Below are 22,342 nucleotides of genomic sequence, written 5' to 3' on the forward strand. Positions count from 1 at the left end.
GTGTAGGGTTGCGGGCGTGGCCAGGGTTCGGTTGAGCGTTCAGGAGCGGCGGGAGGAGTTGCTGCGGGCCGCCGTCGAACAGATCGAGGCGCGGGGTGTGGCGGCGGTACGGATCGCCGACGTGGCCGCCGCGCTCGGGGTGAGCAACGCACTGGTGCTGTATCACTTCTCGACGAAGGAAAAGCTGGTCGCCGCCGCGTTCACATACGCGGCCGACGGCGACCTGGCCCACTTGCGCAAGCTCCTCGCCCGCCGCACAACGGCGCTGCGCCGACTGCGAGCGGCCGTCCGCTGGTACGCACCGACAGGACAGGCCAAGGGCTGGCGCCTGTGGATCGAAGGCTGGTCAGCAGCTCTGCGCGACCCCGCACTGCGGGACGTCACACGCGACCTCGATCGCCAGTGGAAGGCCGCGCTGGCCGAGGTCATCACGGAGGGCGTGGCCGCCGGCGAGTTCCACTGCCCAGCCCCCATGGACACGGCCCTACGCCTCACCGCGCTCCTGGACGGCCTGGCCGTCCAGATGACGGCGTATGAGGGTGCGGTATCCCGCGCCCGCACCCAAAAGTGGGCAGACGAGGCCCTGGCCCACGAACTTGGCCTGAACCACGAGGCGTTGACACCCCCGCGCCCCTAAAAGCAAAGGCCTGCGCCTCCACGCGCCCCGGAAAAGCCCGGGCCCCGAACAAGCCCGCACCCCAACGCGCCCGCACTCTCCCCCCGGCGGGAGGGGCCGTGGGCCGGTGCGTCGTATGCCCGTCGCTTAGGTTCGGTCTCAGGAAACCAGGACCCTGTACCAGGCCAGGGCCGTATGCCCGGCCTGCGACGGGCTGACGCACCGGCCCACGGCCCCGACCCACCACGCACCTAAGGGGCGCGGGGAACGGCGCGAGCAACCACCACGCACCCGCACCCGCCGGAGGCACCCGCGGGGAACTACGCGACCAGCCACAGAGCACCCGCACCCGACCGCGCAGTGCAGTCGCCCCGCTTCACCCAGCGGAGCGAACCCGCAGCCGACAATGAACCCCAACGCACCACCCCGTAGTCAACCTTCAAACAGCGGAGCGCATCCGCATCTTGATGTCGTCCGGCGACAAACTCCCCTTCGCCACCACCCGATCCCCAGACGACTCCCCCCGAAGCCGCCGCCCGATCCAAGGCACCAGATACTCCCGCGCCCAGTGAATGTCATCGCGCCGTACCTCAAGTGTCCCGCGCGGCGGCAACGGCGGCCACGGCTGCTCCGGATCGGCGGGCACCGACAGCCCGAGAACCTGCCCGGCGCGGAGTGCAACCCTGGTGTGCCCCTCCGGCGACAGATGCAGTCGGTCGTCGTCCCAGGCACGCCGGTCCTGGATGGTCTTCAGCGACCACAGGTCCAGTACGGGACACCCGTACCGGTCGGCGACCGCCCGCACATGCCCGTTGTATGTGGCGATCTTGCCGCGCAAGTGCTTGAGCACGGGCATATCACGGGTGTCGAAGCCGGTGGTCACGAGCACCGTGCCGACTGCCGACGTGAGTTCGGCGATGGCACGCTCAAAGCGCGAGGCGACCTCGTCGGGATCGGTGCCGGGCCGCAGGATGTCGTTGCCGCCCGCGCAGAAGGAAACCAGGTCCGGCGCCAGCTCCTTGGCCTGCGAAAGCTGGTCCTCGACGATCTGGTCGAGCAGCTTCCCGCGTACGGCGAGGTTGGTGTAGTCGAAGTCGCCCTCGGGCCGCCGGTCGGCGAGCAGCACCGCGAACCGGTCGGCCCAGCCGACGAGCGCCCCGTCGGGGCCGGGGTCGCCAACGCCTTCGGTGAAGCTGTCCCCCACCGCCACGTACGACCCGATCACTGATCTGCTGTCATTCTTCGAATCGTTTGCCACGTCGGCCCATGATTCACCTTTCGGTGTGAGCTACGCGACCGTAGGAAAGGGTTGACGGGCGGTGAGATAAGCCACGCGTCAAGTCTCGGTCAACTCGGAATACGCAGCGCCCACACCCGGAAGTCCGTGATCCGGAAATGGCTCCACACGGTCCGGAACGCGAAGTGCCCGCTCGTGTACGGCTCCGGGTCGGCGTAGTCGAAGACGAGCCGCCCGTTGTTCCACCACTGGACGGTCGAGCCGTGCGAGACGATCCGGACGCGGTGGGGCCGGTTCACCACCAGCAGGGGCTCCGTGTAGTCGTAGATCAGCGGCCGGACGCCCGCCTGGCCGACGTAACGGCGCAGCCGCGTGGTCGTGTTGTAGTTGGCGCCGTAGCCCGAGTAGTACGTTTTGAGGTAGTCGTACTCGTCGAGGGCGCCGCCGCGTTCGGTGGCGAAGAGGTCGTCCGGGGAGCGGACGTCGACCGCGTTCCAGAAGTTGTTGAGGTCCGACACCCGGTCGTTGACACCGCCAGCGGAGACAGGTGTGGCGGTGTACTCGATGACATACGGTCCCGCGAGCTTCCGCTTGAACCAGACCGTGGCGCCGCTCGGCACATCGATCTCCATGACGCCACGGGAAGCGGTGACACTGCCACCGTCCTGCAACTCCGTTGCCCACTGCCCCAGTCCGTGCCGGAAGCCGTCGCGGGCGATGAGCCGTCCTCGGCGGTGATCCGCCGACGCGCTCGCGGTGTGCGCGGGGGCGAGGGCCGCGAGTGCGGCACCGGCGGCCAGGGCTCCGAAGGCTCTGCGGGTCGTCATGAAGCGTCTCCTTGACTGGCGTACGACGGGGCGAGCGGGTCTCGCGCGGGTCTGTAGAAAGCGCTTGCCGCAGATCACTTTGACGCCTGGCCGCTGCCGCTGTCGACCCCTGCGGACAAGCCGAAGGCCGGACCCGGGGATCAGGGGTCCGGCCTTCGGCGTGAGAAGGAAACGCGATCCGCTCGCGGCGGTGCGCGGGTGGCGTCAGACGGAGACGCCGTGCGAGCGCAGGAACGCCAGCGGGTCCACGTCCGAGCCGTAGTCCGGCGTGGTGCGGATCTCGAAGTGCAGATGCGGGCCGGTGACGTTGCCGGTCGCGCCGGAGAGGCCGATCTCCTGACCCGCGGTCACGGACTGCCCAGCCGAGACGGAAAGGGACGAAAGGTGGGCGTACTGGGCGTATTGGCCGTCACTGAGCTGGATGACGACCTGGTTGCCGTACGCGCCACCCCAGCCGGCGGAGACAACCGTGCCCGCGCCCACGGCCTTGAGCGAAGTGCCGGTCGCGGCCGCGAAGTCGACACCGGTGTGGTAGCCACTGGACCACATGCTGCCCGACATCTTGTACGGGGTGCTGACGGTCGCACCCTCGACCGGCATGGTGAAGCCGCTCGAACTGCTGGGCGCCTCGGCCGCCTTGGCGGTCGGGGCCTTCTTCGCGGACACCTGGGGAGCCTCGGCCGCCTTGGGAGCCTCGGCCGCCTTCGGCGCCTTGGCCTCGCTGCCACCGGAAGGCGCGGCGGCCTTCTTGCCGATCGTCAGCTTCAGGCCCGGGTGAATGAGCCCCGGTTCACTGCCGACGGCCTGGCGGTTGTCCTCGTAGAGCTTTTTCCAGCCACCGCTGACATTCTGTTCGCGGGCGATCCTCGAGAGAGAATCGCCCGCCCTCACTTCGTACGTCCTGGTCGCGGTCTTCTTCTGAGCGGCGACAGGAGCGGACTCAACAGCCTTCTGGGAAACGGATTCGGCCTTGTTGGAAACAGACGCGGGCGCGCTCTGCGGAGTAGCGGCATGTGCGCCGGCCGCTCCCAGCAGCGGAAGTGCGAGCGCGGCGCCACCGGTTGAGGCAACGGCGATCGAGCGGGTGAAACGCGCGGACTTCGGGCGGCGGTGCTTACCCTTCGCGGGCATGACGAATTCCTCTCCGGCGCCTACGAGGTGAGCTGTCGGGTGCGAGCTGGAGATGCCCGGCCGCGCTTTCGCGCGGCTTTACCCCAAGCCTGTTCCGGAGACCAGAACAGGCGCTGTACCTGTGGGTCCCCCGCTCCTGCCGTGTACGGATCGGTGTGCGGATTCCGGGCGGCGGCAGGATTAGGCGTCCGTCCGGATTGGTGGCGAACGTAAGCGACCAAGACGCACAGGGACAAGCTTTGGGTTGCCTATGTGCCCCGTTCTCTTGATCCTTGACCGAAATCGCCGTCACCCTCCGTGAATCACCGGTCTTCCGCCTTCCTGAAATCCCCTGTAAACACACTTGAATTACATGAACATGGCGACAGCACACTGTCACGAATATGACGCTGCTCACGCATCACTGATTCAGGAGTGCCTATTCCAGAGCGAGTTGGAATGAAGGCACTCCAATACGGACACAACTCTCAGATGCGACGCAGACGGAAAACTGCCGCATCCAGGTCACCGCGCAAGCCGGTCCGCAGTCCGTGATGCAACAACACGGCACCTCTGTACACTTCGCCCGTTTCGGGGCATTCGTACGTTTCCGCCGGATCGAGTCCCCGCAGTCGTACGGGCGCTACGGGCTCGCCGTAATGCTGAGCCTGGAGCCAGGCAAGGACGACGGCCTGGTCCTCATGGACGTACTGCACGGCGCTCAGTCCGCCCTCCGGCGCCCGCAGCCGGTAGAGGTCGCCGCGCTGCACGACGGGCCGGATCTGCTTGTAGAGCGCCACCCAGTCCCGCGCCTCGGCGAGCTCCTCGTCACTCCACTCGGTTAGGTCGCCACCGACCCCGAGCACTCCGGCCATGGAGCTCACAAAGCGGAAGCGCAGCGAACTCACGCGTCCATTGAGCTGCTTGTTCGGGCTGTCGGTGACCCAGGCGGCCATGGCCCGCGCCGGGTGGATCTGGCTGAAGCCGTGCTGGATGGCGAGCCGGTCGAGCGGATCGGTGTTGTCCGAGGTCCACACCTGGTCCGTACGCGCCATGACACCGAGGTCGATCCGGCCGCCACCGCCCGAGCAGGACTCGAAGGCGACACCGGGGTGCGCGGCCCGCAGCCGGTCCAACAGGCCGTACAGGGCGTGCACATGGTCGACCCACAGCCGCTGCGGATACGCCTCTCCGGGCCAGCCGGCGTCCGTGAAGCAGCGGTTGAAGTCCCACTTCACATAGTCGATCGGAGCGCTGGAGAGCAGCCCGTGAAGCTGCTCCCACAGGTATTCCTGGACGTCGTCGCGCGCAAGGTTCAGTACGAGCTGATTGCGAAGCTCCGTACGCTTTCGTCCTGGTTGATACTGAATCCAGTCAGGATGCGCTCGATACAACTCACTGTCCGCATTGACCATTTCCGGCTCGACCCAGATCCCGAACTGCATGCCCAGGGCGTGCACGTCGTCCGCCAGGGGCTTGAGGCCAGCCGGGAAGCGGTCGGGGTTGGGCGTCCAGTCCCCGAGCCCGGCCCGGTCGCTGGTCCGCTTTCCGAACCAGCCGTCGTCGACCACGAACAGCTCCACGCCCATCGCCGCCGCCCGCCGCGCGAGCGCCCGCTGCTGCTCCTCCGAGATGTCGAACTCCGTGGCCTCCCAGGAGTTGTAGAGCACCGGCCGGTCCTGGTCCGCGTCCGGGATCACATACGCCCGCTGGTACGCATGCCAGGCCCGGCTCGCCCCGCCGAAGCCGCCATCGCTCCACAGCCCCGCGAAGACCGGCGTGACAAAGCTCTCCCCCGGCTCCAGCCGCACCAGCCCGGAGTCGTCGTACCCAGCGCCACCGGTGATCTGCACGCGCGCGTCCGGGAGTTGGGCCACGGCGATCCGCCACGAACCGGACCACGCGAGTGCGCACCCGTACACCTCGCCGTGCTCCTCGGTCGCCGCACCCTCGACGTCCAGCGCGACCCACGGCAGATGCTGATGCCCGGTGTGCCCGCGCCGGCTGCCGATGACCTGCTCACCGTAGGTGAGGTCCGTTCGTACGAGCTGGGACTCGGCCGCCCAGCGCCCGTGCGTCTGCGACAGCCGCCAGCCCTCGCGCTCCGGCAGTGTCCAGGTCGCCGAGTCGGCGCGCAGGACCTCCAGGGCGGGCCCTTCGTTGGCGAGGGTCACCCAGCGCTCGACGACGTCGGTGGCGGAGCGCATCCGGTAGTGCAGCGTGATGCCGAGCCCGGAGTCGGAGAACTGCAGCCGCAGTTCGACCCCATCCGATCCATCGGATTCATCCACTTCGTACGCCTCGAAGCGCCACTCCGTGCCGCGTCGCTCGTCCGTACGCACGGACAGCGCCGGCCGTACGAAACGGGGGCCGCCCTCGACCGGGTACTCCTCGTGCCCGTCGAGCGGGGACTCGAAGCCCCGGTACTCCGGCCCGGGACGGGCGGCCAGCGCCTCGGCATCCGCGAGCGCGATGCGTGGGCCCCAGTGCAGATGCAGCAGCTCGTCCTCGTCCGTGAGCCGCAGGGCATAACTGCTCGTGGGCCCCGAAAGCAACCACGTACGACCGTCTTTGCCGATCTCCACCATCAAGTCCTCACAGATCCGAACAAGCTCGCTCAAGCACAACATCATCGCAGGCGCCGGCGCCTCGCCGGCACCGCCTGTGGACAACCGACCGGCACCGCCTGTGGACAACTGATTGGCCCACGAACGCATGTCGTATCGTCGAGAGCGCGCCCCGCCGACAACAGCGTCGGCCGCCGACTGGGAGGAGCCCCCGTGACGCAGCAGGTCCCGTCGACCGAGCCCGAGCTGACCGGAGTGCGCAACTTCCGCGATGTGGGCGGCCTGCCGACCGAGGACGGCCGACGCGTGGCGCCCGGACTGCTGTTCCGCAGCGGCCATCTCGCGCACGCGACCGAGGAGGACGCCGCGTTCCTCGCCTCGCTGGGCCTGCACACGATCTTCGACTTCCGCAACGAGGCGGACAAGAAGCTGGAGGGGGAGGACGTCGAGCTGCCGGGCGTGCGGAATGTGAACCTGCCGCTGACCGATCCGGCACATGGCGCCGAGTTCTGGACGATGGTCCGCGACGGCGATCTGGACCAGCTGCGCTCGATCCTCGCGGACGGCAAGGCGGCGAACCGGATGATCGTGTCTTACCGATCGATCATCAAGGAGCGCACTCCCGAGCACTCGCGAGTGCTGCACGCGATAGCTGAGGACAGCGTGCCTGCACTCATGCACTGCGCGGCGGGCAAGGACCGCGCGGGCCTGTCCATAGCCGTCACGCTCCTCGCCCTCGGCGTCGAGCGCGAGGCCATCGTGGCGGACTACCTGAAGTCGAACGCCCCCCACCGCCGCTACAAGGTGCGGCGCAGCAGCTCCGCGTCCTCGGCGTACTCCCCCGAGGTGATGGAGCTGCTCAGCCCCCTCTTCGACGCACGCGCCGAGTACCTGACGGCGGCGTTCGACACGATCGAGGAGACCTGGGGCGGCGTCGACACCTACCTGGAGCAGGGCCTTCGCGTGACCCCGAAGACGCGGGAGCGGCTGCGGGAGCGTTTCCTCGACTGACCGCCCACCGGCCCCCTACCTGTTGGCCACCGCCTGCTTCACGAGTGTCTTGCCGAAGTCCCACATCAGCCCACCGCCGTTGTGGGCGTCGTCCATCACGTCGGTGAAGGCGTCCACGAACCGGTCCACGTCCCGTTCGCCGATGATCAGCGGAGGAATCAGCTTTATCACCTCCAGGTGATCGCCCGAGACCTGCGTGAGGATCCGATGCCGCTGGAGCAGCGGTACGACCACCATCTGCGCGAACAGTCCCTTGCGTGCCGCCTGCAGCATGGTCCAACGGCTGCGCAGCTTCAGCGACTTGGGCCTGCCGAACTCGATGCCGATCATCAGCCCCCGGCCGCGTACCTCACTGAGCAGCTCGTAATTGTCCACGAGCGCGGCGAGCCGGGACTTCAACTCCTCTCCCATGGCACGGGCGTTCGCGACGACATCCTCGTTCTCCATCACCGAGAGCACGGCGAGCCCGGCGGCCATGGCCTGTGCGTTGGCGCCGAAGCTCGCGGAGTGCACGAGGACGCGGTCCATCGACGAGTAGACCTTCTTGAAGATCCAGTCCTTGCCGAGGGTCGCACCCACGGGCACATAGCCGCCGGACAGCGCCTTCGCCACACACACCAGGTCCGGCTCGACGCCGCCCTCGTGCTGGTAGGCGTAGAAGTCGCCGGTCCGGCCAAGCCCCGTCTGCACCTCGTCCGCGATGAGCAGCGCCTTGTGCCGGTGCAGCAGCTCCTGGGCGGCGCGCAGATATCCGGGCGGCGACTCGTGCACGCCCTTGCCCTGGATCGGTTCGACGATCAGCGCGGCGACGTCGCCCCTCTTCAACTCCCTTTCCAGTACGTCCAGATCACCGAGCGGCACCGCGGTGTCGGGCAGCAGCGGTGCGAAGCCGTCGCGGAAACCGGACTCGCCGTTCACGGACAGCGAGCCGGTGGTCAGCCCGTGGAAGGCGTGCGTGCAATAGAGAACGCGTGGCTTCCCGGTCGCGTACCGGGCGAACTTCAACGCCGTCTCGACAGCCTCCGTACCGCTGTTGCCGAAGAACACCCGGTCCAAGTGCGGGCTGTGGATGAGGAGTTGCTCGGCGAGGAGTCCCGGCAGGGGCTGGCAGTCGAAGCGGGTGAGGTCGGCGAGCGAGGCGTCGAGGACGTCGTGCAGCGCCTTACGGACGACGGGGTGATGACGCCCCAGGCCTATCACCCCGAACCCGGCGAGCATGTCCAGGTAGTCGTTGCCCTCCGCGTCCCAGAAGTACGCGCCCTCGGCCCGCTCGTAGTACCTGTCGAAGCCGATGGTGTGCAGCATGCGCGGAAGTTGGTGATTGAGGTGCCGGGCGTGCAGCTCGTAGCGTTCACCTGCCCGCCCGGCGAGTAGTTTGCCGAGGTCGAAGTCCCCGGACTGCGAAAAGGGCTCCGCGGTCATTCCTGTTTCTCCTTGGACATGTGCTCCTTGGCGGCGAGTTCGGCCTCCGTGACGGCCAGGCTCGCCTCCTGGGTCGCCAGACCCGCGCTGATCCGTCCCGCGATCTCGACCGGTGTGAGACCGATGTCGGCCAGCACCTCCCCGCGCTTGGCGTGCGCGAGGAACTGCTCCGGAATCCCGAACCGCCGTACGGGCACGTCGACTTCGGCATCGCCGAGCGCGAGAGCGACCGCCGCGCCCACGCCGCCGGCCCGGCTGTTGTCCTCGACGACGGCGACCAGGCGGTGCTCGGCGGCGAGCGGAGGCAGCGCGGGATCGACGGGCTTGACCCAACGCGGGTCGACCACCGTGCAGTTGACGCCCCTGGCTGCCAGCAGCTCGGCCGCCTGGAGGCACACCGGCGCCATCACACCGACGGCGACCAGGAGCACTTCGGGCCGGTCGCCCCGGTGCAGTACGTCCAGGCCGCCCACCCGGTCGACCGCCTCGATCGAGGGTCCCACCGACTCCTTGGGGAAGCGGATCAGCGTCGGCGCGTCATCCACGGCCACCGCCTCCCGCAGCTGGGCCCGCAGTTGGTCGGCGTCACGCGGTGCGGCGATCCTCAGCCCCGGCACGACCTGCAGGATGGACATGTCCCACATGCCGTTGTGTGACGGCCCGTCAACTCCCGTGACTCCGGCCCGGTCGAGCACAAAGGTCACTCCGCAGCGATGCAGCGCGACATCCATCAGAAGCTGGTCGAAGGCACGGTTCAGGAAGGTCGCGTACACCGCGACGACCGGATGCAGTCCGCCCGTCGCGAGCCCGGCCGCGGACACCGTGGCGTGCTGCTCGGCGATGCCGACGTCCCACACCCGGTCGGGGAACCGCTCCGCGAACTTCGCCAGGCCCACCGGGTGCAGCATGGCCGCCGTGATCGCCACGACGTCCTCGCGCTCCTCCCCGATCCGTACGATCTCGTCGCCGAACACCGAGGTCCAGGCAGGCCCGTTGGAGGGCGAGAGCGGCTCGCAGGTGAGCGGGTCCATCACGCCGACCGTGTGGAAGTGGTCCTCCTCGTGGGCGAGCGCGGGTTCGTAACCGCGCCCCTTCTCGGTGAGGCAGTGGATGAGGACCGGCCCGTGGAACCGCTTCGCGCGCCGCAGCGCTGACTCGACGGCCCCGACGTCGTGCCCGTCGATGGGACCCACGTACTTCAGTCCCAGGTCCTCGAACATGCCCTGTGGCGCGAACGCGTCCTTGAAGCCCTTCTTCGCGCCGTGCAGCGACTCGTAGACCGTGTTCCCGATGATGGGCGTGCTCAGCAGTACGTCCTTGCCCCAGGCCAGCACCTTCTCGTAGCTGTCGGTGGTCCGCAGCGTCGCGAGATGGTTGGCGAGTCCGCCTATGGTCGGCGAGTACGAGCGCTCGTTGTCGTTGACGACGATGATCAGCGGCCGGTCCTTGGCGGCGGCGATGTTGTTCAGCGCCTCCCACGCCATGCCGCCGGTGAGCGCGCCGTCCCCGATGACGGCGACGACATGGCCCTTCTCCCCTTGCACCTGGCGGGCCTTGGCGAGCCCGTCGGCCCAGCCGAGCGCGGTGGACGCGTGGCTGTTCTCGATGATGTCGTGCTCGGACTCCTCGCGTGACGGGTAGCCGGAGAGACCGCCCTTGCCGCGCAGCTTGGAGAAGTCCTGACGTCCTGTCAGCAGCTTGTGTACGTAGCTCTGGTGTCCGGTGTCCCACAGGATGCGGTCGACGGGTGACTCGAAGACCCGGTGGAGGGCGATGGAAAGTTCCACCACCCCCAGATTGGGCCCGAGATGACCGCCGGTGCGGGCGACCGCGTGCACCAGGAACTCCCGGATCTCGTCCGCCAGTTGGTTGATCTCCGCCTCGGACAGCGCCTTCAGGTCGCGTGGTCCCCGGATGGTTTCCAGAATCGTCACGCTAGGGCCCCCTCTCGGTCCGTGCTGTTCAACTCACGGTGACGGCCGGTTCCCCCGACGCGACGCCGTCCGCTTCCATCTGTTCGGCGATCTTCATCGCCTCGTCGATCAGGGTCTCCACGATCTTCGACTCGGGCACCGTCTTGATGACCTCGCCCTTCACGAAGATCTGTCCCTTGCCGTTGCCGGAGGCGACCCCCAGGTCCGCCTCCCGCGCCTCGCCCGGCCCGTTCACCACGCAGCCCATCACCGCGACCCGCAGCGGCACCTCCATCCCCTCCAGACCGGCCGTGACCTCCTCGGCCAGCCTGTAGACGTCCACCTGGGCCCGGCCACAGGACGGGCAGGACACGATCTCCAGACCGCGCTGCCGCAGGTTCAGCGACTCCAGGATCTGGTTGCCGACCTTGACCTCCTCCGCGGGCGGCGCCGACAGGGACACCCGGATGGTGTCCCCGATGCCCTCGGAGAGCAGCGCCCCGAAGGCCACCGCCGACTTGATGGTGCCCTGGAAGGCGGGACCGGCCTCCGTCACCCCCAGGTGCAGCGGATAGTCGCAGGCGGCGGCCAGCTGCCGGTAGGCGTTGACCATCACCACCGGGTCGTTGTGCTTCACCGAGATCTTGATGTCCCGGAAGTCGTGCTCCTCGAACAGCGAGGCCTCCCACAGAGCGGACTCCACCAGCGCCTCCGGGGTGGCCCTGCCGTACTTCTGCAGCAGCCGCCGATCCAGCGAGCCCGCGTTCACCCCGATCCGGATCGGCGTGCCGTGATCCTTCGCGGCCCGCGCGATCTCCTTCACCTTGTCGTCGAACTGCTTGATGTTGCCGGGATTCACCCGCACCGCCGCACAGCCCGCCTCGATCGCCGCGAACACGTACTTCGGCTGGAAGTGGATGTCCGCGATCACCGGGATCTGCGACTTCCGGGCAATCACCGGCAGCGCGTCCGCGTCGTCCTGCGTCGGACAGGCCACCCGGACGATCTGACAGCCCGACGCCGTCAGCTCGGCGATCTGCTGCAGCGTGGCACCGATGTCCGCCGTACGCGTCGTCGTCATCGACTGCACCGAGACGGGTGCGTCTCCGCCCACGGCCACGGTCCCGACCTGGATCTGCCGGCTCTTCCGGCGCTCGGCGATCGGCCGGACCGGCAGCTCGGGGACCCCCAGGGAAACTGCGGTCATGGCGTCACCCGCGGTTTCCGGAGACGGTCTCACGGGCGGCCCGCAACGACTCCTTGAGGGAGCCCATGGTGGCCATGACGGCGGTCGGCTCGTAGCCGCAGTGCGCCATGCAGTTGGCGCAGCGCGGGTCCTTGCCCCGGCCGTAGGCGTCCCAGTCGGTGTCCTCGATGAGTTGCTTGTACGTGGTGACGTACCCGTCGCTCATCAGATAGCAGGGCTTCTGCCAGCCGAACAGCGAGTAGTTGGGGATCGCCCACGCCGTGCACGGGAAGTCGACCTTGCCCTCGAGGAAGTCGAGGAACAGGGGCGAGTGGTTGAGCCGCCAGCGCAGCCGGTTACCGCCCGCGAAGGCCTTCTTGAACAGCTCGCGGGTCTGCTCGACGCCGAGGAAGTGCTCCTGGTCGGGTGCCTTCTCGTAGGCGTACGCGGGCGAGATCATCATCTCGTCGACCTTCAGGTCGTCGTTGAGGAAGTTGAGCACCTCGATGATGGTCTGCGGGGTGTCGGTGTTGAAGAAGGTCGAGTTGGTGGTGACCCGGAAGCCGCGCTTCTTCGCCTCCTTTATGGCCGCCACGGCCTCGTCGAACACACCCTCCTTCGCCACGGACTCGTCGTGCCGCTCGCGCAGACCGTCGATGTGCACGGCGAACGCGAAGAACGGTGAGGGCTTGAATTTGTCCATCTTCTTGCGCAGCAGCATGGCGTTGGTGCACAGGAAGACGTACTTCTTCCTGGCCACCAGCTGCCGCACGATCTCGTCGATGTGTGGGTGCATCAGGGGCTCACCGCCGGCGATGGACACCATTGGCGCACCGGATTCGAGCACCGCCCCCACGGCCTGCGCCACCGGCATGCGCTGCTTGAGTACTCCGGCCGGGTGCTGGATCTTGCCGCAGCCCTCGCACTTCAGATTGCAGGCGTACAGCGGTTCCAGCTCGACGATCAGCGGAAACTTGTCCCGCTTGCGGAGCTTCTGTTCAAAGAGATATGTCGCGACCTTGATGGTCTGGCGGAGTGGCATGGCCATCTGGCTCACCTCCTGGGGAGCAGCAAGGAACGGTGCCATTCGACGAAAGCGGGAAGGACGGCACGAAGGACGCGGAAAGCTGATATTCCACCGCGCACCGTGCCGATCCGGACGAGTTCATGTTCTGGAGCGTCCACGACCACCCGGACGGCCGCAACCGGGCGCGCACCCGCGCGGAGGGCGCTGTGGAGTGTGGCCGCCGACTCCATGTCGACCGCGATTGCGCCGGTCGTGAGCAGATCGGACCGTTCGTGTCCGCGGACGACGTGGTCGGAGCCGGTGAGCGGTCCGGTGTGAATGGTGCGCCCGGGCACGGCGCGCACCAGTTCCTTGACGAGCAGATCGGTGCCCACGCACGGGGTACGGCCCCGCGCGTCCCGGGTCTCCTCGGCGACGACCAGGTCACCGGGGTGCATCCCGGGCGCGAGTCCGGCGCAGAAGCCCGTGGCCAGGACGGCCGCGTCCCGCAGCGCCGGATCGGCGAGCGCCCGGTTGACCGCCCGGTCGGCGGCCAGGGGTCCCATGCCGGTACGCAGCACGGTGACCGGGCCCTCGGCGCCGCCGCGCAGGGCGAGACGTTCGATGCCGAGCGCGCAGGCGATCAGCAGCGGGGCGGCGGGTGGTGTCGTGGCCATCAACTCCCCTTCGCCTGTGGGCCGGTGAACGGCTCGCCGTGGACGTACCGGCCGAGCGCGGTCAGCGGGAAGACCTGCCGGTAGAGGTGGTAGTTGATCGAGAAGTCCCACGGGAAACCGGTGCCCGTGAAGTACGGCTCGTCCCAGGTGCCGTCCTCCCGCTGGGTCTGGGCGAGCCAGGCGATCCCGCGCTCCACGGCCTTGGACTCCCGCTCCCCCGCCGAGAGCAGCGCGAGCAGGGCCCAGGCGGTCTGCGAGGCGGTGGAGGAGCCCCGGCCGCTCCACTCGGCGACGTCGTGGTAGGAGCGCAGGTCCTCGCCCCAGCCGCCGTCCTCGTTCTGCACCGTCTCCAGCCAGTCGACGGCCCGGCGGATCGCCGGATGTGATCCGGGCAGTCCGGCGGCGACCAGCGCGGGCACCACCGACCCTGTGCCGTATACGTAGTTGACGCCCCAGCGGCCGAACCAGGAGCCGTTCGCCTCCTGTTCGGCGAGCAGCCACTCGATGCCCCGGCGGGTGCGGGGATCGTGGGACAGCCCCTCGACGGCGAGCATCTCCACGACGTGCGCGGTGACGTCGGCGGACGGCGGGTCGATCACCTCACCGAAGTCGCAGAACGGCAGCCGGTTGGGAAAGGCACTGGTGTTGTCGACGTCGAAGGCGCCCCACGCGCCGTTCTTCGACTGCATGCCGAGGTTCCAGCGCACCCCGCGTCCGACGGCCTTCTCGATGCGCTCCGGGTCGTGGTGCTTGACGCGGCGCAGCGCGAGGACGACCTCGGCGGTGTCGTCGATGTCGGGGTAGTTGTCGTTGTGGAACTCGAACGCCCAGCCGCCGGGCGGCAGTTGGGGCCTGCGTACGGCCCAGTCGCCGGGCCGTACGATCTCCTCGCCGAGCATCCAGTCCGCGGCCTTCACCAGCTGCGGATGGTCGGCGGGCAGGCCGGCGTCGGCGAGCGCGATGGTCGCCAGGCAGGTGTCCCACACCGGTGACTGGCAGGCCTCGATCATCCGGGCGCCGTCCTCGCGCCATACGGCGAATCGGTCCAGGGACTCCAACCCGGCCCGCATCACCGGGTGTTGGAGGTCGTAGCCGAGCAGATGCAGCGCGATGACCGAGTACACGGCGGGCGGCTGGATGCCGCCCCAGCAGCCGTCGTTCTCCTGCCGCTCGATGATCCAGCGGGCCGCGGTGTTCATCGCGGCCCTGCGCAGCCGGCGCGGGGCGACCTTGTGGTAGGCGTGCAGCGCCTTGTCGAGCCGCTGGAAGACGCCGTTCCAACTCGCCGCCGGAGCAAGCGGCTTGACGGGGTTCGGGTTGCGCGGGTCGGTGTGCAGCTCGTCGAGCGGGAACGGCGCGGGCCGTACCGGGCGCTTCGCCGAGACGATGGTGAGGGGCACGATGGTCTGCCGGGCCCAGCACCCGAAGTCGTAGATGTTGAGCGGCGCCCACTTGGGGAAGTAGATGAGCTCCGGCGGGAGTTCGGGCAGGTCGTCCCACTTCCACCAGCCGAACAGGGCCAGCCAGATCCGGGTGAAGACGCGGGACGCGGCGATGCCGCCCTGTTCACGGATCCATGCCGAGGCCTTCGCCATGTGCGGCGCGTCCGGGCTGTCACCGGCCAGCCGCAGCGCGACGTACGCCTCGATGGTGGTGGAGAGTTCGCCGGGCCCGCTGTAGAACGTGGCCCAGGTGCCGTCCTCACGCTGCTCGCCGCGGATGAAGAGCCCTGCGGCGTACGTGGTCTTCTCGTCGAGGATGCCCAGGAACTGGCGGAGCAGCAGGTCCTCGGCGTCCATCGTGACGTTCGTCTCGAGGTCGCCCTTCCACCAGCCCTGGGCGTCCTGTGTGGCGAGCAGGAAATCGGTGGCGCGCTGTATCGCGCGCTGGGCGGCATCCTGAACGTCCAGGCTCCCGGCCGCCACGGGAGTCGTCGTGCGGGTTTCGCTGGCCGAGGCTGCGCGGGGCGGCAGGGCCCCGGTGCTTCCGTCGGTCGTCGCTGTCATGGCTTCCCCTTCGTGCAGTGGTGACGTCTGCTGTGGGTCCGCCGTCGGCCGGTGCTCGTTCTCCCGCGGCACCGGCCGGCGACTACGCGAGGCTTGTTCGACCGATAGTGATCATCTCTTTCGTACGACGACGAAGTCGGCGAGCGCCACCAGCTCGGCCCGTACCCGGTCCGGCATCGGGATCGAGTCCAGGGCGTCGATGGCGGTCGTGTGCTGGCGGCGGGCCTCCTGGGCGGTCCACTCGCGGCCGCCCGCCTCCTCGATGAGCGCGGCGCGCGCGGCGAACTCCTCCTCGGAGAAGTTCTCGAAGTCGCTGGCCTTGGCGTCCTCGGCGAGCAGTTCGCCGAGCCGCTCGGAGGCCGGTCCGTCCGCCGCGAGAGCGGCCACGACCGGCAGGGACTTCTTGCGCTGGCGCAGATCGCTCCAGGGCCGCTTGCCGGTGGCCTCCGGGTCGCCCCAGATGCCCAGCAGATCGTCCACGGCCTGGAAGGCGAGGCCGAGGTGGTAGCCGTACTTCTCCAGGGTGTCGGCGGTGTGGTCGTCGGCGCCGCCGAGTACCGCGCCGATGGAGCAGGCGCAGGCGAGCAGGGCGCCCGTCTTGTTGCCCTCCATCTCCAGGCACTCCTCGACGGTGACCCGCTCGCGGTGCTCGTAGGAGATGTCCTGCGCCTGGCCGTCGATCAGTGCGCGGGTGGCGGTGGTGAGGCGGCGGGTGGCGCGGCCCGCCTCGGCCGTGCCGAGCTCCAGGAGGATCTCGTTGGCCAGCGCGAACAGGGCGTCGCCGACGAGGATGGCCTGGGCGGGGCCGTGCACCTTCCATACGGTGTCGCGGTGGCGGCGCTGTTCGTCGCCGTCCATCAGGTCGTCGTGCAGGAGCGAGAAGTTGTGCACCAGTTCAACGGCGACCGCACCCGGCACGCCCACCTCGGGTGCGGCTCCGGCGGCCTGCGCGGACAGGACGGCGAGCGCGGGGCGTACGGCCTTGCCGCCGTCGCCGTCCGCGGGGTTGCCCTCGGCGTCGATCCAGCCGAAGTGGTAGGCGGCGACAGTGTCCATGGGAGGGGCCAGGCGGTCGATGGCCGCCCGCAGTACCGGTGTGGCCAGGGTCCGGCCGCGCTCCAGGAGCGCGGTCACGTCCACCGAGGTCACTCGAGCGGGCGTTGATGCCGGGGGCACAGTGGGCACAGTCTCTCCTCTAGTTGCGATACGGGGGGTGCGGGAGCCTGCTCTGCTCGGGTAGAGCGTCACGCCGCCTCCTCGAAGAGCTCGAAGAGATGATCGCGAGGCCGGCCCAGGGCGCTCAGCGCGGCACCGGCCGCACTCACGCCACTGCGGACCGCACTCTCCATGGTCGCGGGCCACCCTGTGGCGGTCCACGCTCCGGCCAGGTAGAGGCCGGGTGCCTTGGTGCGGGCGCCGGGCCGCAGCCGCCCGACGCCTGGGGTGGGGGCGAACGTCGCAGTGCGCTCCCTGGTCACGAAGAAGTCCCGTACCTCGGCGCCGCGCGTGCCCGGCAGCAGCCGCTCCAGCTCCGGCAGATAGCGCTCGCGCAGCTCCGAGACGGGTGCGTCGATCTCGTCCCGTGCGGCCGACTGCGACAGTGCGAGGTACTGGCCTTCGGAGAGGCCGGATGCCTCGGTCCGGTCGAAGACCCACTGCACGGGGGTGCCGAGCGCGGCGAAGAACGGCTTACTGAGCACCTTGCGGTCGTACACGACATGGATGTTGAGGATGGGCGCGGTGCCGATCGCGAGCAGCCGCTCGGGGGCGTCGAGCGCGCCCTCGGGCAGCAGATCGTGGGTCTCGCGCTGGGGGACGGCGAGGACGACCGCGTCGGCGTGGAGTGTCTCGCCGGGAACCTGAACCCGCCAACGTCCGTTCTCGTGTGGGGAGATGGAGGTGACGCGTGTTCTCAGTTCGGTACGGACGCCCGCGGAGTCGAGCGCCTTGCGCGCCCTCTGGTCATGCAGTTCGCCCAGCGGGACGCGCGCCCAGCCGATGTCGGCCGCGCCCGGGTCGGACAGCAGACCGGTCTTGAACACCATCGCGGCGAGTCCGAGCGAGGCGTCGCCGGCCACCGCGTTGAGGGTGGCGACCCCGACGAGGTCCCACAGTGCTTCGACGGCACGCGCCGACTGACCGTGCCGGGTCAGCCAGTTGCCGAAGTCCTCGGTGTCGAGGGCCGGGTCGGCGAGGTCGAGTGCCTTGAGCGCGAGCGCGGCACGTCCGACCTTGGCGCGCTCGGCGAGCGAGAGATGCGGGTAGGTCGCGAGGCTGCGTCCGAGATGCAGCGGTACGGGCAGCGCGTCGCGTCGTAGTCTGCCGAGCCGGCTGCCTGCCCGTTTCGCCAGGTCGAGTACGGGCACGTCGAGCCGGTCCTGGAGCGGTGCGAGTTCGGCTCCGTCGACACGGTCGAGAAACCAGCGGTACGCCGTGCAGCAGCGCAGGTACACATGCTGGCCGTTGTCCACGGTGAGCTTGCCGCGCTGGAAGGAGAAGGCGAGCCCGCCGAGTCGTGGCCGGCCTTCGAGCAGCGTGACGCGTACGCCCGCGTCGGCGAGTGCCAGCGCGGCGGTGATGCCGGCGAGCCCGCCGCCGACCACGACCGCCTCCCTCTCGGGGCGGCCTGGTCGGTCCGCGTCGTATCCCTCGGCCTGTGTGGTGTCGCTCATCGTGCGCCCTCCCCCGCGGCCGTGCCGTGGCGATGGAGCGGTGCGCGGCAGGCCGTTGAAGTCAGGGACGCTGTCGCAGACCGGAGGGTTGCGCACCGTTTCCCGGGAGTTGTGTCACCTTGGCCCAGAGTGTCCATCAGGCGCGCCTCCTGACGGTCCGGCGGGAGACATGCCGGGCGTCGAGGCCGGAGAGGCCGCGCATGGCGACGTACGCCTTCTCGCGTCCGGGCAGCGCGACACGGCCGCGCAGAACCGCCTCCGGATCGCGCTCGATGCGGTCGAGCAGGCGGCGGTAGATGCCGGCCATCGCGGCGACGCAGGCGCCGCTGCGTCGGTCCAGCATGGGCAGCAGGCGGTAGCCCTCCGCGAAAAGTGTGCGGGCCCTGCGCACCTCGAAGTGCACCAGGCCCGCGAAGTCGGAGCCCTCTGGTGGCTTGGTTCCCTTGAATCCGGCCGAGCAGCCGAACTTGGCGAGGTCGTCCGCGGGCAGATAGGTCCGCCCGCCCTCGGCGTCCTCGCGAACGTCCCTGAGAATGTTGGTGAGTTGGAGCGCGAGGCCGAGTGTGTCGGCGTACTCGGGCGCGCGCTCGGCTCCGCGCGCCCCCGGTTCCGTGCCGAACACGCCGAGCGAAAGCCGCCCGATCGCCCCGGCCACACAGCGGCAGTAGACCTTCAGGTCGTCCCAGGTCTCGTAAGTCTCGCCGCGTACGTCCATCAGGACGCCGTCGATGAGTTCGTCGAGGCCGTCGAGCGGAATGGGGAAGTGGTCCGCGGTGTGGCTGAGGGCGACCGCGACCGGGTCGGTGTCGTCCTCGGCCACGGAGCGGTCCCGGACCCGGGCGAGCAGCGCCCGGGTGTCCTCCAGGCGGGCCGCCTTGACCTCGGGCGCGAGCGCGCCGTCGCCGATGTCGTCGACACGTCGCGAAAACGCGTAAAGCGCCGACATCGCTCGGCGCTTGTGCGTCGGCAGGAGTCTGATGCCGTACGCGAAGTTACGGGCCTGCTGTCCGGTCACTGCCTCGCAGTAGCTGTATGCGGCGAGTACCGGTGCGGACACGTGTGACGGAGACTCCACGGTCCGGATCACCCCTCTCCTCGCAGAGTCATGCCCGCCTCGCGCAGCAGCCGGAGCTTGCCGGGTTTGGGCGGGCCGGGAAGTACGTCGTATTCGGCGGCGACCATCGCGTGGATTGCCGCCTTCCCCCCTGCCACGAATCCGGCGAGCAGCAGCCTCAGCCTGCCGTGGACGCTACCCACGAGGGGGGTGCCTTCATTCAGGAGGTTCCGGGCGCGTTCTGCTTCGTACGCAACCAGCGCGCGCACCGATGCGCCTGCTGTGGCCATGGCGAGATCCGCCTCCTGGACATGGAAGCGCTTCATGTCCTCGGCGGGCAGATAGACGCGGTCGCGGCCGAGGTCCTCGCTGACGTCCTGGAGGTGCTCGACGATCTGGAGCGCCGTGCAGACGGCGTCGGAGCGGCGCACCCGCTCGGGCGTCGAGGTGCCGGTGACGGCGAGGACGAGGCGGCCGACCGGGTTGGCGGACAGCTCGCAGTAGGCGAGCAGGTCGTCGTACGTCTCGTACCGCTTGACGAGCTGGTCCTGGCGGTTGGCCGCGATCAGACCGAGGAACGGCTCGGGGCTGAGGTCGGCACGGCGGATCGTCGGCTGGAGGCGGCGCAGGAGCGGGTGGCGCGGGGTCGCCTCGAAGACCCTGCGGAGGTCGGCCTCGAAGGCGTCGAGGAGGACCAGACGGTCCTCGGCCTGCTCGGGGGACACGCCGAGCAGACGGGCGTCGGCTCCGCCGGGGGCCAGGTCGCCGTCGCCGATGTCGTCGACGAGACGGGCAAAGCCGTACACGGCCATGAGGTCGGTGCGCCAGGCCCTGGGCAGGAAGAAGGGGGCCACGGGGAAGTTCTCGTACGCGGCCTTGTCGAGGGTGGCGCGCGCCGTGCCGGCTGCCGTCACCGCTCGCTGCCCGGCACGGGGACGGCACACGCTTCGCGGAGCTGGAGAGTTTCCGTAGCCATTGCCGTCACGTCTCCCGTTCTACACCGCTGACCCAATAAGCGCCCATTTCGGACACGCCACCCGGACGTCCGCGCCTGCGCCCGGCGCCGGTCTCGCGCATTATGGCCCTACTTGCCGCGAATAAGCACCGGTACAGCTTACGTTGTACAACGTTCCGCGCTTCGCCTGGGTGTCCTGCACATCACAACAACGCACCGATTGGCGTCAAGCTTCCTGCGGCGAACCAGAGTTGGCTTCCTCTTTGCCCGGCTTGATCGTCCCCTGCTCGAACCTTGCACGAGGGACCCCGCCGAAGCGTTCCGGCGGGGTCGGGAGGGTGTGGCCAGGGCTACTTGCCGGTGAACTTCTCGTACTCCTTGAGGACCTCGTCGGTCGGGCCGTCCATGCGCAGCTCGCCGCGCTCCAGCCACAGGACGCGGTCGCAGGTGTCCCGGATCGACTTGTTGTTGTGACTGACGAGGAACACCGTGCCCGCGTGCTTGCGCAGCTCGCGGATGCGGGCTTCGGAGCGCTTCTGGAAGGAGCGGTCGCCGGTCGCGAGCGCCTCGTCGATCATCAGGACATCGTGGTCCTTGGCGGCGGCGATGGAAAACCGCAGGCGGGCGGCCATGCCGGAGGAGTACGTCCGCATGGGCAGCGTGATGAAGTCGCCCTTCTCGTTGATGCCGGAGAAGTCGACGATCTCCTGGTAGCGCTCGCGGATCTGCTCGCGGGACATGCCCATCGCGAGGCCGCCGAGGATGACGTTCCGCTCGCCGGTCAGATCGTTCATCAGGGCCGCGTTCACGCCGAGGAGCGAGGGCTGGCCGTCGGTGTAGACCTTGCCCTCCTCGGCGGGCAGCAGTCCGGCGATGGCGCGCAGCAGCGTGGACTTGCCGGAGCCGTTGGAGCCGATCAGGCCGATGGCCTCGCCGCGGTAGGCGATGAAGGAGACGCCGCGCACGGCGTGCACCTTGCGCACGCCGCGCTCCTCGCCGCCTCGCTTGAGTATGCGGCTGAGGGCGGCGGTGGCGCTGCCCTTGCCGGTCTTGGCGCCGTTGACGCGGTAGACGATGTGCAGGTCGTCCGCGATGACGGTGGGGATCCGGGTGTCGGTGATCTGCTCAGCCACGGCCGTACCGCTCCTCCGCCTTCCAGAAGTACACGAACCCGCCGACGGCGACGAGGAGGGACCAGCCGAGGGCGACCGCCCAGACGTGCGGGGGCAGGTTCTCTCGGCCGTAACCGTCGATCAGCGCGAAGCGCATCAGGTCCATGTAGATGGCGGCCGGATTCCACTGGAGGATGTCGGCGATCCAGGCGGGCTTGTCCTTCAGCATCACCGGGATGGAGAACATGACACCGGACGCGTACATCCACGTACGCATCACGAACGGCATCAGCTGCGCGAGGTCCGGGGTCTTGGATCCCATCCGGGCCATGATCATCGCGAGACCGGTGTTGAAGAGGAACTGCAGGACAAGGACCGGGAGGATCAGCACCCAGGACAGTCTCGGGTAGCTGCCGAATCCGATCGCCACCGCGAACAGCACGATCATCGAGAAGAGCAGTTGCTGGAGCTGCTGCAGCGAGAAGGAGACGGGCAGCGCGGCGCGCGGGAAGTGCAGCGCACGGACAAGGCCGAGGTTTCCGGCGATCGCCCGCACTCCGGCCATCACCGAGCTCTGGGTGAAGGTGAAGACGAAGACTCCGGTCACCAGGAACGGGATGTAGACGTCACGGCCCATGCCGCGGTCGGCCCCCAGGATCAGCCCGAAGACCAGGAAGTACACGAGCGCGTTCAGCAGGGGCGTCGCCACCTGCCACAGCTGGCCGAGCTTCGCCTGGCTGTACTGGGCGGTGAGCTTCGCCTGGGAGAAGGCGAGGATGAAGTGACGCCGTCCCCAGAGCTGGCGGACGTACTCGACGAGTCCGGGCCGGGCACCGCTCACGGAGAGCCCGTACTTGGCGGCGAGGTCCGCCGCGGAAAGCCCGTCATCGGGCGACGGGGGGGCACTCACCGCGACTGACCCGTCATGCGTTGTCTCACTCACAGATGGAAACTTTCGTCCTCAATGTGCG

19 protein-coding genes and 1 riboswitch are annotated in these 22,342 nt (G+C 68.9%); of the genes, 2 read left to right on the top strand and 17 right to left on the bottom strand.

What is annotated here, in order from left to right; translation table 11 throughout:
• The first annotated feature begins 16 nt into the window (after positions 1-16).
• Entirely contained in the window at positions 17-637 is a 621-nt protein-coding gene (locus ACYVO6_RS46390; RefSeq protein WP_461072517.1) for a TetR/AcrR family transcriptional regulator, read from the top strand.
• Between the two features lie 418 nt (positions 638-1,055).
• Here the strand turns inward: ACYVO6_RS46390 and ACYVO6_RS46395 are convergent, their stop codons facing one another.
• From ACYVO6_RS46395 to ACYVO6_RS46410, 4 genes are all read right to left on the bottom strand, one after another.
• The gene (locus ACYVO6_RS46395; protein WP_461072519.1) at positions 1,056-1,841 is read right to left on the bottom strand and encodes an SGNH/GDSL hydrolase family protein; all 786 of its coding nucleotides are present in this window, start codon (positions 1,839-1,841) and stop codon (positions 1,056-1,058) included.
• A gap of 122 nt (positions 1,842-1,963) precedes the next feature.
• Positions 1,964-2,680, bottom strand: a complete 717-nt coding sequence (locus ACYVO6_RS46400) for a DUF6250 domain-containing protein (RefSeq protein WP_461072521.1) — start codon at positions 2,678-2,680, stop codon at positions 1,964-1,966.
• 204 nt (positions 2,681-2,884) lie between these two features.
• Positions 2,885-3,811, bottom strand: coding sequence for a M23 family metallopeptidase (locus ACYVO6_RS46405; protein ID WP_461072523.1), 927 nt, complete (start codon positions 3,809-3,811; stop codon positions 2,885-2,887).
• A 2-nt stretch (positions 3,812-3,813) separates the two neighbouring features.
• Positions 3,814-3,977: riboswitch (cyclic di-AMP (ydaO/yuaA leader) on the bottom strand.
• Between the two features lie 301 nt (positions 3,978-4,278).
• A complete protein-coding gene (locus ACYVO6_RS46410; protein ID WP_461072687.1) occupies positions 4,279-6,378 on the bottom strand; it encodes an alpha-galactosidase in 2,100 nt (699 codons plus the stop codon).
• A 192-nt stretch (positions 6,379-6,570) separates the two neighbouring features.
• Here ACYVO6_RS46410 and ACYVO6_RS46415 point away from each other — a divergent pair, with 192 nt between their 5' ends.
• Positions 6,571-7,368 carry a tyrosine-protein phosphatase gene (locus ACYVO6_RS46415; RefSeq protein WP_461072525.1) on the top strand — a complete coding sequence of 266 codons (798 nt, stop codon included), beginning with the start codon at positions 6,571-6,573 and terminating at the stop codon, positions 7,366-7,368.
• Between the two features lie 15 nt (positions 7,369-7,383).
• Here the strand turns inward: ACYVO6_RS46415 and ACYVO6_RS46420 are convergent, their stop codons facing one another.
• From ACYVO6_RS46420 to ACYVO6_RS46480, 13 genes are all read right to left on the bottom strand, one after another.
• Complete coding sequence (locus ACYVO6_RS46420) at positions 7,384-8,790, bottom strand: aspartate aminotransferase family protein (RefSeq protein ID WP_461072527.1); 1,407 nt, start codon at positions 8,788-8,790, stop codon at positions 7,384-7,386.
• Complete coding sequence (gene dxs, locus ACYVO6_RS46425) at positions 8,787-10,724, bottom strand: 1-deoxy-D-xylulose-5-phosphate synthase (RefSeq protein ID WP_461072529.1); 1,938 nt, start codon at positions 10,722-10,724, stop codon at positions 8,787-8,789. Before dxs ends, ACYVO6_RS46420 begins: the two co-directional genes overlap by 4 nt.
• Positions 10,725-10,752: 28 nt before the next feature.
• Positions 10,753-11,910, bottom strand: coding sequence for a flavodoxin-dependent (E)-4-hydroxy-3-methylbut-2-enyl-diphosphate synthase (gene ispG / locus ACYVO6_RS46430; protein WP_461072531.1), 1,158 nt, complete (start codon positions 11,908-11,910; stop codon positions 10,753-10,755).
• A gap of 4 nt (positions 11,911-11,914) precedes the next feature.
• Positions 11,915-12,937, bottom strand: a complete 1,023-nt coding sequence (gene hpnH / locus ACYVO6_RS46435; protein ID WP_189324563.1) for an adenosyl-hopene transferase HpnH — start codon at positions 12,935-12,937, stop codon at positions 11,915-11,917.
• 5 nt (positions 12,938-12,942) lie between these two features.
• A complete protein-coding gene (locus tag ACYVO6_RS46440; protein ID WP_461072533.1) occupies positions 12,943-13,572 on the bottom strand; it encodes a phosphorylase family protein in 630 nt (209 codons plus the stop codon).
• The gene (gene shc, locus ACYVO6_RS46445; RefSeq protein ID WP_461072535.1) at positions 13,572-15,578 is read right to left on the bottom strand and encodes a squalene--hopene cyclase; all 2,007 of its coding nucleotides are present in this window, start codon (positions 15,576-15,578) and stop codon (positions 13,572-13,574) included. Before shc ends, ACYVO6_RS46440 begins: the two co-directional genes overlap by 1 nt.
• Positions 15,579-15,689: 111 nt before the next feature.
• A complete protein-coding gene (locus ACYVO6_RS46450) occupies positions 15,690-16,763 on the bottom strand; it encodes a polyprenyl synthetase family protein (RefSeq protein WP_461072537.1) in 1,074 nt (357 codons plus the stop codon).
• Positions 16,764-16,822: 59 nt separating this feature from the next.
• Positions 16,823-18,250: a hydroxysqualene dehydroxylase HpnE gene (gene hpnE / locus ACYVO6_RS46455; protein ID WP_461072539.1), complete on the bottom strand. Its 1,428-nt coding sequence runs from the start codon at positions 18,248-18,250 to the stop codon at positions 16,823-16,825.
• Positions 18,247-18,387 carry a DUF6380 family protein gene (locus ACYVO6_RS46460; RefSeq protein WP_352368468.1) on the bottom strand — a complete coding sequence of 47 codons (141 nt, stop codon included), beginning with the start codon at positions 18,385-18,387 and terminating at the stop codon, positions 18,247-18,249. The genes hpnE and ACYVO6_RS46460 overlap by 4 nt, the downstream gene beginning before the upstream one ends.
• Positions 18,387-19,337 (bottom strand): presqualene diphosphate synthase HpnD, encoded by a 951-nt coding sequence (gene hpnD, locus ACYVO6_RS46465; protein ID WP_461072541.1) that lies wholly within the window; start codon positions 19,335-19,337, stop codon positions 18,387-18,389. The genes ACYVO6_RS46460 and hpnD overlap by 1 nt, the downstream gene beginning before the upstream one ends.
• Complete coding sequence (hpnC, locus tag ACYVO6_RS46470; protein WP_461072543.1) at positions 19,334-20,218, bottom strand: squalene synthase HpnC; 885 nt, start codon at positions 20,216-20,218, stop codon at positions 19,334-19,336. The genes hpnD and hpnC overlap by 4 nt, the downstream gene beginning before the upstream one ends.
• Positions 20,219-20,609: 391 nt before the next feature.
• The gene (locus tag ACYVO6_RS46475; RefSeq protein ID WP_461072545.1) at positions 20,610-21,392 is read right to left on the bottom strand and encodes an ABC transporter ATP-binding protein; all 783 of its coding nucleotides are present in this window, start codon (positions 21,390-21,392) and stop codon (positions 20,610-20,612) included.
• Positions 21,385-22,314, bottom strand: a complete 930-nt coding sequence (locus ACYVO6_RS46480) for an ABC transporter permease (RefSeq protein ID WP_461072547.1) — start codon at positions 22,312-22,314, stop codon at positions 21,385-21,387. The genes ACYVO6_RS46475 and ACYVO6_RS46480 overlap by 8 nt, the downstream gene beginning before the upstream one ends.
• Between the last annotated feature and the right edge of the window lie 28 nt (positions 22,315-22,342).

Source organism: Streptomyces pseudoechinosporeus, assembly GCF_054783935.1.

Excerpts from the sequence above, each read along its gene's own strand:
- hpnE (WP_461072539.1), bottom strand. The coding sequence starts at position 18,250 with ATGAGCGACACCACACAGGCCGAGGGATACGACGCGGACCGACCAGGC.
- ACYVO6_RS46400 (WP_461072521.1), bottom strand. The coding sequence starts at position 2,680 with ATGACGACCCGCAGAGCCTTCGGAGCCCTGGCCGCCGGTGCCGCACTC.
- ACYVO6_RS46460 (WP_352368468.1), bottom strand. The coding sequence starts at position 18,387 with ATGGACACTCTGGGCCAAGGTGACACAACTCCCGGGAAACGGTGCGCA.
- ACYVO6_RS46405 (WP_461072523.1), bottom strand. The coding sequence starts at position 3,811 with ATGCCCGCGAAGGGTAAGCACCGCCGCCCGAAGTCCGCGCGTTTCACC.
- shc (WP_461072535.1), bottom strand. The coding sequence starts at position 15,578 with ATGACAGCGACGACCGACGGAAGCACCGGGGCCCTGCCGCCCCGCGCA.
- ispG (WP_461072531.1), bottom strand. The coding sequence starts at position 11,910 with ATGACCGCAGTTTCCCTGGGGGTCCCCGAGCTGCCGGTCCGGCCGATC.
- ACYVO6_RS46420 (WP_461072527.1), bottom strand. The coding sequence starts at position 8,790 with ATGACCGCGGAGCCCTTTTCGCAGTCCGGGGACTTCGACCTCGGCAAA.
- ACYVO6_RS46410 (WP_461072687.1), bottom strand. The coding sequence starts at position 6,378 with ATGGTGGAGATCGGCAAAGACGGTCGTACGTGGTTGCTTTCGGGGCCC.
- hpnH (WP_189324563.1), bottom strand. The coding sequence starts at position 12,937 with ATGGCCATGCCACTCCGCCAGACCATCAAGGTCGCGACATATCTCTTT.
- ACYVO6_RS46440 (WP_461072533.1), bottom strand. The coding sequence starts at position 13,572 with ATGGCCACGACACCACCCGCCGCCCCGCTGCTGATCGCCTGCGCGCTC.